Annotated in this window: 13 protein-coding genes; 7 read left to right on the top strand and 6 right to left on the bottom strand. The window is 55.7% G+C overall.

From position 1 onward, the window contains the following. Positions 1-29: 29 nt before the first annotated feature. From ACR0EO_RS01720 to ACR0EO_RS01710, 3 genes are read right to left on the bottom strand one after another with little or no spacing between them, the layout of a single operon-like run. Positions 30-302, bottom strand: coding sequence for a hypothetical protein (locus ACR0EO_RS01720; protein WP_480686682.1), 273 nt, complete (start codon positions 300-302; stop codon positions 30-32). Beyond that, positions 289-3,078, bottom strand: coding sequence for a [protein-PII] uridylyltransferase family protein (locus tag ACR0EO_RS01715; protein WP_480686681.1), 2,790 nt, complete (start codon positions 3,076-3,078; stop codon positions 289-291). The genes ACR0EO_RS01720 and ACR0EO_RS01715 overlap by 14 nt, the downstream gene beginning before the upstream one ends. Continuing rightward, positions 3,075-3,527, bottom strand: coding sequence for a DUF4440 domain-containing protein (locus tag ACR0EO_RS01710; RefSeq protein WP_480686679.1), 453 nt, complete (start codon positions 3,525-3,527; stop codon positions 3,075-3,077). The genes ACR0EO_RS01715 and ACR0EO_RS01710 overlap by 4 nt, the downstream gene beginning before the upstream one ends. Before the next feature lie 84 nt (positions 3,528-3,611). Between ACR0EO_RS01710 and ACR0EO_RS01705 the strand changes: the two genes are divergently transcribed. The 5 genes from ACR0EO_RS01705 (at position 3,612) to ACR0EO_RS01685 (ending at position 7,446) form a co-directional block, all read left to right on the top strand. Then, the gene (locus ACR0EO_RS01705; protein ID WP_480686678.1) at positions 3,612-4,034 is read left to right on the top strand and encodes a DUF2852 domain-containing protein; all 423 of its coding nucleotides are present in this window, start codon (positions 3,612-3,614) and stop codon (positions 4,032-4,034) included. Between the two features lie 66 nt (positions 4,035-4,100). Beyond that, entirely contained in the window at positions 4,101-4,532 is a 432-nt protein-coding gene (locus tag ACR0EO_RS01700; RefSeq protein WP_480686677.1) for an RDD family protein, read from the top strand. Between the two features lie 77 nt (positions 4,533-4,609). Beyond that, positions 4,610-5,434: an arginyltransferase gene (locus tag ACR0EO_RS01695; protein ID WP_480686676.1), complete on the top strand. Its 825-nt coding sequence runs from the start codon at positions 4,610-4,612 to the stop codon at positions 5,432-5,434. Positions 5,435-5,440: 6 nt separating this feature from the next. After that, positions 5,441-5,842, top strand: a complete 402-nt coding sequence (locus ACR0EO_RS01690) for a VOC family protein (protein ID WP_480686675.1) — start codon at positions 5,441-5,443, stop codon at positions 5,840-5,842. Positions 5,843-6,087: 245 nt separating this feature from the next. Continuing rightward, positions 6,088-7,446, top strand: coding sequence for a dicarboxylate/amino acid:cation symporter (locus ACR0EO_RS01685; protein ID WP_480686674.1), 1,359 nt, complete (start codon positions 6,088-6,090; stop codon positions 7,444-7,446). A gap of 41 nt (positions 7,447-7,487) precedes the next feature. Here ACR0EO_RS01685 and ACR0EO_RS01680 read toward each other — a convergent pair whose 3' ends face one another. From ACR0EO_RS01680 to ACR0EO_RS01670, 3 genes are all read right to left on the bottom strand, one after another. Next, positions 7,488-9,842, bottom strand: a complete 2,355-nt coding sequence (locus ACR0EO_RS01680; RefSeq protein ID WP_480686673.1) for a TRAP transporter large permease — start codon at positions 9,840-9,842, stop codon at positions 7,488-7,490. A gap of 17 nt (positions 9,843-9,859) precedes the next feature. Next, complete coding sequence (locus ACR0EO_RS01675) at positions 9,860-10,786, bottom strand: TRAP transporter small permease subunit (protein ID WP_480686671.1); 927 nt, start codon at positions 10,784-10,786, stop codon at positions 9,860-9,862. Between the two features lie 121 nt (positions 10,787-10,907). Continuing rightward, positions 10,908-11,990: a TRAP transporter substrate-binding protein gene (locus tag ACR0EO_RS01670; protein WP_480686670.1), complete on the bottom strand. Its 1,083-nt coding sequence runs from the start codon at positions 11,988-11,990 to the stop codon at positions 10,908-10,910. A 247-nt stretch (positions 11,991-12,237) separates the two neighbouring features. Between ACR0EO_RS01670 and ACR0EO_RS01665 the strand changes: the two genes are divergently transcribed. Both ACR0EO_RS01665 and ACR0EO_RS01660 read left to right on the top strand, forming a co-directional pair. Next, positions 12,238-13,671, top strand: a complete 1,434-nt coding sequence (locus ACR0EO_RS01665) for a cache domain-containing protein (protein ID WP_480686668.1) — start codon at positions 12,238-12,240, stop codon at positions 13,669-13,671. Then, positions 13,668-14,315, top strand: a complete 648-nt coding sequence (locus tag ACR0EO_RS01660) for a response regulator transcription factor (RefSeq protein WP_480686666.1) — start codon at positions 13,668-13,670, stop codon at positions 14,313-14,315. The genes ACR0EO_RS01665 and ACR0EO_RS01660 overlap by 4 nt, the downstream gene beginning before the upstream one ends. Positions 14,316-14,358 lie beyond the last annotated feature (43 nt).

Here is a 14,358-nt window from a genome sequence, read left to right as displayed (position 1 = left end):
ATAGTGGTGAACGCGCCGGGGGGAAAGCCCTAGCGCGGCCGGGAACGCCACCCTCCGCGCCGTTTCGGCGCCTGAGCCGATTGTAGACCTTCGGCAAGCACCTGTGTCATCGGATGATCAGCGTCCTGAGCAGAATATAGCGCGTGCAATTCGGTCAGGGCCTGATTTTGATCTCTGTCGGCAGGAAGGCTAAGTGCCCAATCCAAAAAGATGCTTCGGCATTCAGGCAAGGTAATCCCGTCAATCCGATACGCCTCGCGGATCAGGCCCTTGTGGTCGTTCGGATCGTCACTGCGCGCCATCTTCTTTCTCTCCGATCACGCGACCGATTATCTCGGCGGCGGTTGTATAGCTTTCCTGCAATGCGGCTTGCAACTGTTCGACTTGCTCGAAACCGGTAGCGCGGCACAGAAACGCCGAACCACCTTCGCCGATTTTGTCGGCTTCGATAACCTTGCCAGACAGCAACCGCGCCGCGCATTGCACCGACCAGCATAAATCGTAGCAGTTCGTGAGCGTTTGCGCCTGAGCGACGTCCAGTAAGTCGGCTGCGACAGCGCCATCTAACCCAGCATGGACATCACGTTGCGCGATGCCAGACATCAGCGCGCCGGTTTCGGCCATCAGCTCAATGTCCATCATTCGACCAGCCCCGTTCTTGGCATCCCAAATTCCCGCCGGGGACTTGGCCGCGGCAAGTCTGCTGCGCATCTCGGCCACTTCACACAAGACCTTTCCACGATCTTGACTTTGCGACAGCAAGTCAGCGCGAAAAGCTTCGATATCCTGCGCAAGCTCTGCGTTTCCAGCAATGACGCGGGCGCGGGTCAGGGCCAAATGCTCCCAGACCCAAGCTTCGTTTTTTTGGTAGTTCGTGAAGCTCGCCCAACTGGTTGCGACCGGGCCTTGGTTCCCCGAGGGGCGCAGGCGCATGTCGACTTCGTACAGCCGACCTTGGGACATGGGTGCCGAAAGCGCCGTAATCAGCGCCTGCGTGAACCGCGCATAATAGGTGCGCGTGGCAAGCGGACGCGGACCCTCTGACATGTCCTGATCCAGCGGATCGTAGATGACAATCATATCCAAATCAGATTGCGAGTTGATCCGACCCGCCCCCAGTGATCCCATACCCAACACTGCCGCACCGCGCCCCGGTGCCGGCCCATGCTTTTTAGCAAACTGTTCTGTCACACACGGCAGGATCGCTGAGATAACCGCACTCGCCAGTTCGGCGTATTGCTGTCCGGCTTGCACGCCATTGATCAAGCCACGCAAGTGGTGGACACCAATCCGAAAATGCCACTCTTTACACCAGCGCCGGGCGAAATCGAGTTGAGCTTCGTAGTCAGCCTCTTGCGACAGCGCCTGTGACAGTTCCGACTGCAAGGCAGGCTGCCCCGGCCAGTCATCAAAGAAACTGCCGCCAATTACAGCATCGAAAACGGCCGCGTTGCGCGACAGATGTGCCGCCAAGGCATGGGACGTGCCCACGATATCAACAAGCAGGTCGATCAGATGCGGGTTGGCTTCGAAAAGAGAGAACAGCTGAACCCCGGCTGGAAGGCCGGACAGAAACCCATCCAACGCTCGCAAAGCTTCGTCCGGTTGCGCGGTTTTGGCCAACCTTGAAAGCAGTTCGGGCTTAAGCCGTTCGAAAATGCGTGCGCCCCGTTGCGAGCGCAATGCGGGATAGGTCGTCCAACGGGCGAGTATGCCCTGATCAAAGCTCACCTCCCCGCTCGGCGCGGGCGCAGTGGAACCCGGGGCAAAAAAGCCTTCGGTCAGTTCATGCACCTCAGTCAGGCGACGGGTTAGATCAGCGGTCAAATCGGCACTGTCGATCCCCATCAGACAGGCCACACGTTCGATACCGTCCGCCGATTGCGGAACTTTGTGGGTCTGAGCATCGTGCACCATTTGAATTCGGTGCTCGACTTCTCGGTGCGCTCGGTAATGCTCAGTCAGTTTTTCGGCGACATCCTGCGGCACCCAGCTTTTTTCGGCCAATTCTGCCAAGCCGGGCACAGTTCCGCGAACACGCAGATCCGGATCGCGCCCCCCAGCGATCAATTGGCGGGTTTGCGTGAAAAACTCGATCTCACGGATGCCGCCCTGCCCCAGCTTCATGTCGTGCCCGGGAATGGACAATGCGCCCCCTGTGCCTTTGTTTTCCCGAATCCTCAAACGCATGTCATGTGCGTCCTGAATCGCCGCAAAATCCAGATGGCGCCGCCAAACGAATGGGCGCAGCGCGTCCAGGAAACGCTGTCCGGCGTCGATATCCCCTGCACAAGGACGCGCCTTGATATAGGCGGCACGTTCCCACGTTCGCCCAAGACTTTCATAGTAGCGCTCGGCTGCCTCAGCCGCCATACAGACCGGTGTTACGGCAGGGTCGGGGCGCAGGCGAAGGTCGGTACGAAACACATAGCCATCGGCCGTCTTGTCGCTGAGCGTCGCGCAAAAGTTCCGGGTCGCCCGAACCATTCCGTGCCGAGCATCATAGAAATCATCCGGGTCAAATCGGGTTTCATCAAACAATACGATGAGGTCGATATCCGAACTGTAGTTTAGCTCGTGCGCGCCCATTTTACCCATTGCCAGAATGATCATCCCGGCGGCGTTTTCGACATCATCATCGGTCATTCCCGGCAATTTGCCCCGCCGAATAAGGGCGGCAATCTCAGCCTTTGCCGCGACATCAGCCGCCAGCGCACCGAAGTCTGTCAGGGCGGCGGTTACTTTTTCCAACGGCCAAGCGCCTGCCAAATCTGCCAATGCCGTAATCAAAGCCATCCGACGCTTGGCTTGCCGCAGTCCGGGCTTCAACTGATCCGGCGGCAATGCGCGGACACCATCCATAACATCCGACAAAGCCTGATCTGGTTGGTGAAACGCCTGAGGCAGCCAGTCCTTTTCGTGGTCAATTAGGCTTTTGAGATACGGGCTGGAGCCTGCCGTACCAGCCACCAGCTCACCTTGTTCCGAGGTTATGCCATGCACAACCGCACGCGCTTCTTCACCCAAAGAGGCATCAAATGCACGCGGAATTCTTTGAATAGCTAGAGGTTCGGTCATTTGCTCTCCAGCGGCGTATCCTGACTGAAACTGTTGATCCAGGCATCCTCGCGACGCTCCCACAAGGATGAGACCATCATCGCCTCCCACAGTTCAGTTCCAGGACGCTGATAGTCGGCCCGATAGGACAGCAATACGATATCAGGCGTAAGCACTCGCAGTCGCGGATCGCTCAGTTCATAACGCTGCATCGTCGGAGCGTCTGCAAATTGGTCAACATGTTCGTCCCGGCCAGCAAAGCCAGAAGTATAAACCCCAAGAAAATCGGCACTCAACAATGCTCGGTCAGCGTCAGCATCACCATCCACCAAGGTCTGCCAAACCTGCTTTTCCAGCTTTAGGATATCATCGAGTGTCGGGGGCGTCGTTTCATCAACATGTTGCATAGGCGGAAAGTGCGCCCGTTCAAAGGGAACGTCAATATCTGCATTTCGGCAGATGTAAATCATTTTTACATTGACCTCTTGCAACTGCCCAAATTCACCCCATCTAGACAATGTGAACGCAATTTACATCAAACCCGGAGAACCCAAATGACCGCATTGTCCGACCACGCCGTCCCTGAAAATCCGGGGTGGCTATACCGCGTCGAAGCCTGGCTTGACGACAAAGGCAAAGGGGCCTGGATCGCCGTCATGGTCCTTGGTTTCATTTTCTTCTGGCCTGTCGGCCTCGCCCTTCTGGCTTATATGATCTGGAGCAAACGCATGTTCAGCAAGTCCTGCAGCCGTCGTAAATCCTGGCACAGCCACATGAGCGCAATGAAGCCCTCAGGCAATAGCGCTTTCGACGCCTATAAATCCGATACTCTGGCACGGCTTGAACGTGAACAGCAGGACTTCGAAGCGTTCCTGCGCCGCCTGCGTGAAGCCAAAGACAAGGCCGAGTTCGATCAGTTCATGGATGAGCGCGCCCGCGAAAACCGTGACGAAGCTGAAAACGGCGAACGCGCCTGATACAAACTTGCCCTGCCCCGGCGTTCGGGACAGGGTTATTCCAATCAACCACCCGGATTATCCTGAATGACTCACCTGCCAGATCCAGACAGTCAGCCCGAGTTTTATCGGTCTGTTGCGACCAAACGCTTTGTCGCTTGGCTCTTCGATATCGCCTTTATTTCCCTGCTGTGCATCGTGCCGATATTCCTGACGCTCGGCATGGGCGTGTTCTTTCTTCCCCTGATCTATGCCGTCATCAGTTTTGTCTACCGCGTTGTGACGATCGCAAACGGGTCGGCCACACTGGGAATGCGTTTCATGGGCATTGAACTGCGTGACGCGTTCGGCGCTCGCATGGATACGGGTAAAGCAGTGGCCCATACCGCGGGCTACTTTGTCAGCATGGCTTTCCTATTGGTTCAGGTGGTTTCGGTCATCATGATGCTGACAAGTTCAAGGTGCCAAGGCCTGACAGACGCGTTCCTTGGAACCGTTATGATCAACCAGCGGGCGTAAAAAATTCTGCAGCGTGAATCACTTGGCGGTTTGCGGAACCGTTGTTATCATCGGTTCACAGGAGACACGCGACCTTCATGCGACACACGCTGCCAATAGCGCCACAATTCTATGTGACGGCACCACAACCTTGCCCTTACCTCGAGGGCAGGATGGAGCGTAAGTTGTTCACCGCCCTTCAGGGTGAAGGTGCAGACCAACTGAACAACTCTTTATCGCAGCAAGGTTTCCGCCGGTCTCAAAACGTTCTTTATCGTCCTTCCTGCACGGATTGCGCTGCGTGTCTATCCGCTCGCATCGACGTATCGGCCTTTCGTCCAAGCAAAAGCCAGAAACGAGCAGTGAAGAAGAACGCGTATCTGCAGCGCAGGGCCAATTCACCTTGGGCTACAGATGAGCAATACGATCTGTTCCGGCGGTACCTGGACACACGCCACGCCGACGGCGGTATGGCCGACATGGATGTGTTTGAATTCGCTGCAATGATCGAGGAAACCCCGATCCGTAGCCGTGTCGTTGAGTATATCGACCCTGAAACCAGCAACCTGATAGCCGTCAGCTTGACCGACGTGTTAGACGATGGGCTGAGCATGGTTTATTCATTCTACGACCCCGAGCAACCTCAAAGCTCTTTGGGGACTTATATGATCCTTGACCATATAGACATCGCTCGAGAGGCGGGATTGCCGTACGTTTATTTGGGTTATTGGGTGCCCGGCAGCCCAAAGATGGGATACAAGGCCCGCTTTTCTGGCCTTGAGGCCTACATGCAAGGTGGATGGAAGCGTATCGATAACCCTTCGGGACTGAAGGACTCAGATCATCACCCGCTGTCCACTGCGCCGATCGCCGAGCAGGTCGCGAGTATTCAGCTGCCTGACCGTCATCCCACCAAAGGGTAAATCTCTATGCGACAGAGTCTTCATGCGGTGACGCTTGTCGTGCCGGATTACGACGAGGCTATTGCCTTCTACACCGGCACTCTCAACTTTACGTTGCTACAGGACATTGATCTGGGCGATGGCAAGCGTTGGGTTCGGGTCGCGCCTCCCGGCTCAAGCGGAGCGTCCTTGTTGCTTGCGAAAGCAGACGGAAGCAAACAAGCAGAGGCGATCGGCAATCAAACCGGTGGGCGTGTAGGGTTCTTTCTTGAGACCGATAACTTTTTCCGCGACCACGCTACCATGGTTTCAGCGGGCGTAGAGTTTGAGGAAGAACCTCGGCATGAACTTTATGGAACCGTCGCAGTCTGGCGCGACGCGTTCGGGAACCGCTGGGATTTAATTGAGTTCAAAAATCAGGCTAACTAACTGTTCTTAAATTTATTTTCCAAACCACCACGCGAAGGCCGCTTGCAAAGCGGCCAATTCAAAGACGCCAGAATTCTGCCCGTGTCGCCTCAAGTGGTTGAAAACTTACCTAGCGTCACCACTTAACCCTGACTTCGTGCAGTATCGCACACTTCGTCGGCCCGGATTGCAGGGTCTCAGTGACTTAATGATTGCAGCAACAGGTTCCCGACCTGCTGCTTTGGTTTTGGCAAAGGGGAAGATGAATGACAAATGTTGTGCGCAAACTGCTTTCAGCACATCTAACCACTCAGATTCTGGTGGCACTCACCGCAGGGGCGGTCGTCGGACTTGTGTTGAACTATTCTGATGTGCCGATCCTTCAAGAAAACCTGGTTAACGGTTTTTTCACCATGATTGGCCAGATGTTTCTGAATGCACTTCAAATGCTGGTCGTGCCCTTGGTTGTGTTCTCTCTGCTTTGTGGAGTGGTCGGGATCGGCGACATCAAGGTTCTGGGCCGCGTTGGGGGACTGACATTTGTCACATATCTGGTGACCACCGCGTTGGCGGTGACGACGGCCCTGCTGTTTGCCAATCTGATCAACCCGGGCATGGGCTTCGACAGTATGAACTTGGCGGATCAAGACGTCACGGTCGCATCGCAACAGACGACCTGGCAGATCTTGGCGAACATTGTTCCAAAAAACCCGGTTCAGGCGCTGGCCAATGGTGAGATGCTTCAGATCATCTTCTACGTCATTGTTGTCGGCATTGCCGTCCTTATGATTGGAAACCGGGCCAAGTCCTTTGTCGAAGGCTGCACGTTCATGAACGATCTCTCAATGAAGATCGTCGAAATTGTCATGGCGTTTGCTCCTATCGGTGTATTCTGCCTGATCGCCAAGACATTTGCGCTGGAAGGTTTTGGACTGTTCGCACCGGTTATTGGATATCTTGCAACTATCAGCCTTACACTGGTTTTCCATCTATGCGTAACGTTGATGGTCGTGCTGTGGGCGTTCACTGGCCTCAGCCCCCTCGCCTTTCTCCGCAAGATGCGATCAGCTCAGATCTTTGCGTTCTCAACCTCCAGTTCGAACGCAACAATCCCAGCAAGTATGCAATGCGTGACTCAGCGCGTGGGCGTAGACCGCTCAGTTGCTTCGTTCGGCATACCCCTGGGGGCGACGATCAACATGGACGGTACAGCAATCATGCACGGCGTGGCGACGGTATTTCTGGCCAATGCCTATGGCATTGATCTGGGTCTGGGGGGCTACCTGACGATCATCTCGGTGTCCGTGCTGGCCTCGATCGGTACTGCAGGTGTGCCGGGTGTTGGCATCGTTATGTTGGCAATGGTCCTGAATCAGTTGGGAATGCCCCTAGATGGGATCGCCATTATCCTGGCCGTTGATCGGATCATTGATATGATGCGCACGGTGGTCAACGTAACCGGAGATGCCGTCGTGACCACGATCGTTGCGGACCGCGTCGGTAAACTGGATCGGCAGGTTTTTGATGATCCTGATGCGGGCGCGATGACGACACCAACTCTGGATATCGATCACGAGGCCGAAAAGGCGTTCGCCCGGCTCACGCACGAAAAAGCCGATGCCTGAAACGAAAACCGGAGGCCTTTGGCCTCCGGTTACTGGTTTGGTTAGTTCGGGATCAGATCCGGTACGATTGTCACGATCGACGGGAAGAACCAGAGGATCGCGATACCAACCACCTGGATCAGCACGAACGGAATGATCCCGCGATAGATATGGCCCGTTGTGACCTCTTTCGGCGCAACTCCCCTGAGGTAGAACAAGGCGAACCCAAACGGCGGCGTCAGGAACGAAGTTTGCAGGTTCACCGCCACCATGATTGTCACCCATTTGGGATCGAACGACCCGCCATAGATGACCGGCCCCACAATTGGGATCACGATGTAGATGATCTCGAGGAAATCCAGAACAAAGCCCAGAATAAACAGAACCAGCATCACGATCAGGAAGACCGTGAACTCGTTGTCAAAGCTCTTCAGGAACTGTTGGATGTAATGCTCGCCCCCGAATGAAATCACAACAAGGTTCAGCAACTGTGACCCGATCAGGATTGTGAACACCATCGATGTCACCTTGGCCGTTTCACGCACCACCGGGGTCAAAACACCGCTTGTGAACAGAACCCAGCAGCCAAACAGCAGCCCGAACAACGCATAGATGTAGGTCGCATAGGCAAAGATGAACGCGATCCAGGTCTCTACGGTCACGGCCCCCTGATTGATGCGCAGGTCAAAGTTCACCCCAAGCAACAAGCAGATGATGACTGCGAATGTCGACCAGATGATCACGTTGCCTGAACGTCCCTGATCCTGCAGCTTGCGATAGGCGGCCAGCATGATCGCACCACCCGCACCAAGCGCAGCCGCCGGAGTCGGGTTGGTCACACCACCAAGGATCGAGCCGAGCACCGCAATAATCAGAACCAGCGGCGGGAAAACCACCCGGATCAGATCATTGGTCGCGCAGCGTGCTGCAGCCTCTTTGCAGCCGTAAATGGCCAATGCAAAAGGCAGCGCGAGCAACAGGAATGTAATCCCCGATGATGTCGTCGGTGCAATCAACAACACATCGACCAGAAGCATCAGCAACAATCCGATCGCGCCGAGGATCAAAGGCTGCGTTGGTTTGGACGGTGCGATACCGCGCCCCAAAACCAGCGTCAGCCCAAGCAGGACCACGATCACCGCAACCCCTGTTCCAATCGGAGCGGCGGCTGCAATCTTGGCATCACGCGCAGCCGTCAGTTCTTCTTCGCTCAAACGCTGAGCTTCGGCCGCACCACCTGCAGCATCAATAGCTTCCTGCTCGGTAACGGCCTGATCCCAAGCTGACTGACCGTGCAGTTCGATCATGGACAGCTTGCACTCTTCTGAAACATTGGTGCGAAGCGAAGCACCTGCCCCAACATCCGAGAAAGCCGAGATCGAAATGTTCTGACTACCGATTAGGCCTGCGCTGCCCAGCAGCACCGCACCAACGATCAAAGCAACCGGTGCACCCAGCAACCATGTTAAACCTTCAGCGCGCGTAATGGGTTCTCCGCTGCCACCCGACATTTCGACCGCCGGGGCCTTTTCGGGATTCAGCAACGCATAACCAAAGGCATAGAGCGCATAGAGCAGAGCCAGCATGATCCCAGGTAGCAAGGCAGCCTGGAACAGTGTCCCAACCGAAACCACCGCAGGCTCACCCAGATAAGTCAGCGCGTCAGTACACCCTGCTTCGACAGCTCGGGTTTCCTGAGCTGTCGAATAAAGGTCACCGGCTAGTGTCCCCAGCAGAACGATCACGATTGACGGTGGAATGATCTGCCCAAGCGTACCGGATGCCGCAATCACACCTGTCGCTAGTTCCGGCGAATAGTTGTTTCGGAGCATCGTCGGCAGCGCCAACAGACCCATTGTCACGACGGTTGCGCCCACGATACCCGTCGAAGCCGCGAGGAAGGCCCCCACAACAACAATCGATACAGCCAGACCACCCGGCAAGGGGCCAAAGACGCGCGCCATAGTTGTCAGCAGATCGTTCGCGATTTTCGAACGTTCCAACGTGATACCCATGAGGACGAACATCAGAACGGCCAAAAGAGTCTCAATGGACTGACCGGCCAGAACGCGTTCGTTCATGCGGTTCACGATGAAGGATACGTTGCGGTCCAGCGCGGTTTCCCAACCGGCGGCAAATACCGGCTCGGCGATCCTTGGTAAGTCCGGGTATCGGAAAACGGATATCACGTCAGGTTTGACGCCCGAGTTCACTACGTCCCGATAGGCTTGTGAACTGGTGTCAATCGCCTGATGGATCAGCAGTCCGGCGCTGTCCAACGCCGCGATAATCCCGAATGAGATGATACCGGCACCGCCGATGGCAAACGCCACAGGGAAACCAGAGAGGATGCCTCCGAAAAGGCAAAAGAAAACGATTATGAGGCCTATCTCGACGCCATCAAGTCCGAATAACATAGTCTGGGTCTCCGTCCCTAATGTGCGCCTTCGTAGGCTTCTTCACCCTCACCAAGGCTATCCTTGTCGAGGTACTTTCCAACGCTGTCAGGTCCTTCGACGTATTCCAGGTACGAACGGTACAGGAATGCGATGGCGTGAAGGAACACCATGCCCGCAAAGGCAATCAGCAAGATTTTAAACAGGAAGTAGGCGTTGAACCCGTTGGGGCTGAAACCGATGGTTTCAACATTCCAACGCAGCGCGCGAGACTTCATCACCAAACGGTCCAACGTGTCACTGGCCGACGGTTTCGGCACGATCAGATGCCGCCACATGAAGTACCAGCCGTACATCCAAGTCAGCACCGCCATCGGCATCATGAAAAGCAACGCGCCCAACATGTCGACGACGCGCTTGGCGCGATGGCTGATTCCTGCATAGATCAGGTCAACACGCACATGGCCGCCTTGAACAAAAGTGTATGTACAACACAGGCACACAACCATTGCGTTGTAGAGCTTGAGCTCTTCGGCATACCAGCTGATGTCCATCTGGAATGGAATGCCCAAGCCAAAGGCCATATCGGGGCGCGCAAATACACGCTGCATAAACACGATAACGATCTGCTGGATCACCATCAGCAGGCCCGCCCAGGCAAAGAACCGGCCAGTGGTGTTGGCAAAGCCCTCAAGCCCGCGCACCATCCCCCACATGAAATTCCGGTAGTAAAGGCCGATGGCCGTCAAAACCAGGAAGATCGTGAAGATCACAAAGAAGAACTCGACTGACCCACCATAGTAGACAAAGCGCATGATCGCTTCTTTGTCCGACCAGTTCAGCCAGAGTTGCGGATGCGTGATGGCGTATCCGAAATTATAGAAGGCTTCGGCAATGTTCTGGACGAACCACACAAGTCCGTTCCACAGGGCGCCGAAAAACGAGATACCGTTATCGTCCTGCATGTTGTCCCCAGGTCGTATCGGTTGCACTGTTATGTTTTGCGGCTTTGTCCGAACCGCTCATGTGCAACAAGAAAGGCTTCCCCACTATTGTGGGGAAACCATTTTAGCATAATTTCAACGATTAGCCGCGTACGCGGTTACGCTGTGTCGTGTAGACACCCGACGACAGGTCCAGCCAACCGGCCGACGATGCCGACGACGCCATTGCGCTGTCGTGGATCTTTTTGAACAGGTCGTCGCCCATGTTCTCGTCCAGAACTTCCTGGCTGGCCGCACCGAAGGCGTCCCAGACGCTGTCCGGGAATTCCATGACCTTTACGCCACCCGACTGCAGACGCTGCAGCGCGGCACCGTTGTTGGCCAAGAATTGCGCCAGGTTCCACTGGTGCGCTTCGCCCGCTGCGATCTCGATGATCTTCTGCTGTGCAGGTGTCAGGCTGTCGAAAACGTCACGGTTGGTTGCCAGAGACAGGCCCGCATTCGGCTCGTGGAAACCGGCGGTGTAGTAAACCTTGGTGATTTCCTGGAAGCCAGCCTTTTCGTCAGCCCAAGGACCGATCCACTCGGTGCCGTCGATCGCACCCGAGGACAGCGCCTGATAAACTTCGGAGCCCGGAATGTTCTGAACCGATGCGCCCAGTTTACCCAGAGCTTTACCGCCCAGACCCGGCATACGGAATTTCAGACCGTTAAAGTCATCGGGGCTGTTGATCTCTTTCGAGTACCAGCCACCCGCCTGCGCGCCGGTGTTACCGGCCAGGAACGATTTCAGGCCAAAGATCTGGCCCAGTTCGTCATGCAGCTCCATGCCGCCGTCTTGGTAGTACCAGTTCACCATTTCCTGTGCGGTCATGCCGAACGGAACAGCGGTGAAGAATGCGTAGCCAGGGTGCTGGCCAACAAAGTAGTAGTCTGCCGCGTGATACATGTCGGCTTGGCCCGACGATACAGCGTCGAAAACTTCAAAGGCGCCAACCAGTTCACCGGCAGCTTTGATGTCAACGGTCAGGTTGCCATCCGACATCGCCGTGATGCTGTCCGCACAACGCTGTGCACTGTCGAAAACGCCAGCCAGACCGCGACCCCACGAGGTCACCATGGTCAGCGTGCGCTTGCCCTGTGCATATGCCGGTGCCGCCAGTGTGGTGGCTGCAGCTGCCGAGCCGCCCAGAGCAGAAGTTTTTAGAAATGAACGACGATCCATTTAGGTGTTCCTCCCCTACATATTCAAAACCCGGACGAAGCCGGGCGCAGTCGTTATCAGTGCGCGACAGATTAAAGAGCGGTTTTTGAATGTGAATACCTATTACTACGTAGAGGGTCGGGTTTTTGGCCGGTCCCAGATCAAATTCACCAAGAAAGACCAGCGTTTCCGGGAGTGACAGCCTTCCGATCCCCCCTTTCGTTCAAAATTTTTGCATTTTCGTGAACTCTTGCGTATCGATTCGACCATGAGGGGATTCCGAAATCTGATTTCGCTGACTTACGGCCAGAAGCTATCGCTCATTGCCGCGATTCCACTCGTCGCTGCTGTGGCGGCCATTGCGCTGCTCGTTGCATATGAATCCCGGGCGACTGCTGAACGCGAAATTCAGGCGCTGGAACGGCGCCTGATCGAGGCGAAAAAGGAAGAGCTCAAGAATTACGTCACACAGGCCAGAAATGGTTTCGCATATATCTATGGACGAGCGTCGCCAGACGACGCGGTTGCAAAGAACCTCGTGACGCAAATCCTGTCGGCCATGATCTATGGGAAAGACGGGTTCTTTTTTGTCTATGACTACGACGGCAAGAACCTTGTCAGCCCACGACAGACACAGTTCATCAACCGTAACTGGGAAGGTCTGACAGACAGCGATGGCACGCCCATTGTTGAAGAGTTTATCAATCTGGCCCGCCAAGGGGCGGGATGGCACAGCTTCATGTGGCAAAAGCCTTCGACCGGAGAAGAGGCCCAAATGATCGCCTACGTCGTTGGCCTTCAAGATTGGCGATGGGCGGTTGGAACCGGAGTATTCATCGATGACATCGTTGCGACCGTCGCGACGGCGCGCGCCGAGGTCGAGGACCGGGTTCAGCGAACATTTATGTATATTGGCGGTATTGTCGTGGCTGCAGTTCTGATCGTATTCGCTTCAGGCATGCTCCTTAATGTAAGAGAGCGGCGACTAGCGGATGCCAAGCTCAAGGAACTGACACAGCGCGTGTTCGACGCACAAGAAGAAGAGCGCGGTCGTGTAGCGCGAGAGCTGCACGACGGGATCAGCCAGATCCTTGTTGGTGTTCGCTATGCGCTGGACAATGCGCGACGAAGATTGGAACGCGGTGATGAAGGTGGCGCGCGCGATCCACTAGACAAAGGGATTGATCATTTGGGCACCGCCATCAGCGAGGTTCGCCGCATCAGTCGCGACTTGCGTCCGGGGGTGCTAGATGACTTGGGTCTCGGTCCTGCTCTAAAGGCACTCACCGAGGACTTCCGCGAGCGCACCGGGATCGAGACCGAGTTCTCAACAGTCGTTTTCCGTAACCGGCTGGATCAGGACAGCAAAATTGCCCTTTACCGCATCGCACAAGAAGCTCTGACAAATATCGAACGCCATTCTGGGGCCACCCGTGTTACTATTGACCTGCGCGGCCACCAAAAAGGGGCAACAATGCGCATCACCGACAACGGCCAGGGGCTGCCCAGTGGATCGGGTCAGGTCAACACCGGGATTGGGTTGCGCAATATGCAAGAACGCATCGAACAACTTGACGGATCGCTGCGCATTCTGTCATCACGCGGCCCACGCAGCGGCACAGTGATCGAAGCCAGCCTGCCCCTCAGTCACTTGCTGCCGCCGCAGGAAGACTCGCCATCCAACCGAAAGGCCGGCACATGAGCGAACAAACGATCCGCGTCCTTATCGTAGACGACCACCCGATGGTGGCCGAAGGGATTCAATCGATCCTTGAAAGCTATACCGAAATTGAAGTCGTCGGAACGCTCAGCAGCGGCCAAGATGCGGTCGATCAAGCCTTTGATCTATCGCCAGATGTGATCCTGATGGATCTGAATATGCCCGGACTGGGTGGTCTGAGCGCTACAGAAATCATTCTGGAGCGTTTGCCGGAAACACGGATTTTGATCCTCTCTATGCACGACAGTCCCGAATACATCTCCACCGCACTCAGCCACGGCGCTAAGGGCTATGTGCTCAAGGATGTGCCTACTGATGAAATCAAACAGGCTATCGACGCGGTCATGAGGGGTGAACAATACCTTTGCACAGGCGCCAGCGGTTCATTGCAGCCGAAAGGGGGCAGCACGCGCGAGGCATTGACCGGGCGAGAGCAGACAATTCTCTTGGAATTGGCGCAGGGCAAATCTAACAAAGAGGTTGCAAGCGCGCTCGAGATTTCGGTCCGCACGGTCGAAACCCACCGCAAGAACATCAAGCGCAAGCTGGGTATTTCCTCGACTGCAGGCCTCACAAGATACGCGCTTGAACATGGTGTACTGCAAGGCACTAGCCCAGGCTTTTGAGCGGCCAAATCACCCAGAGAAGATGCAGCGCAGAAGCATCAGC

Source organism: Ruegeria sp. BE9, from assembly GCF_056538765.1.
Note: the sequence above shows the minus strand (reverse complement) of the source record. Positions and strands in the feature narration are given on the sequence as shown.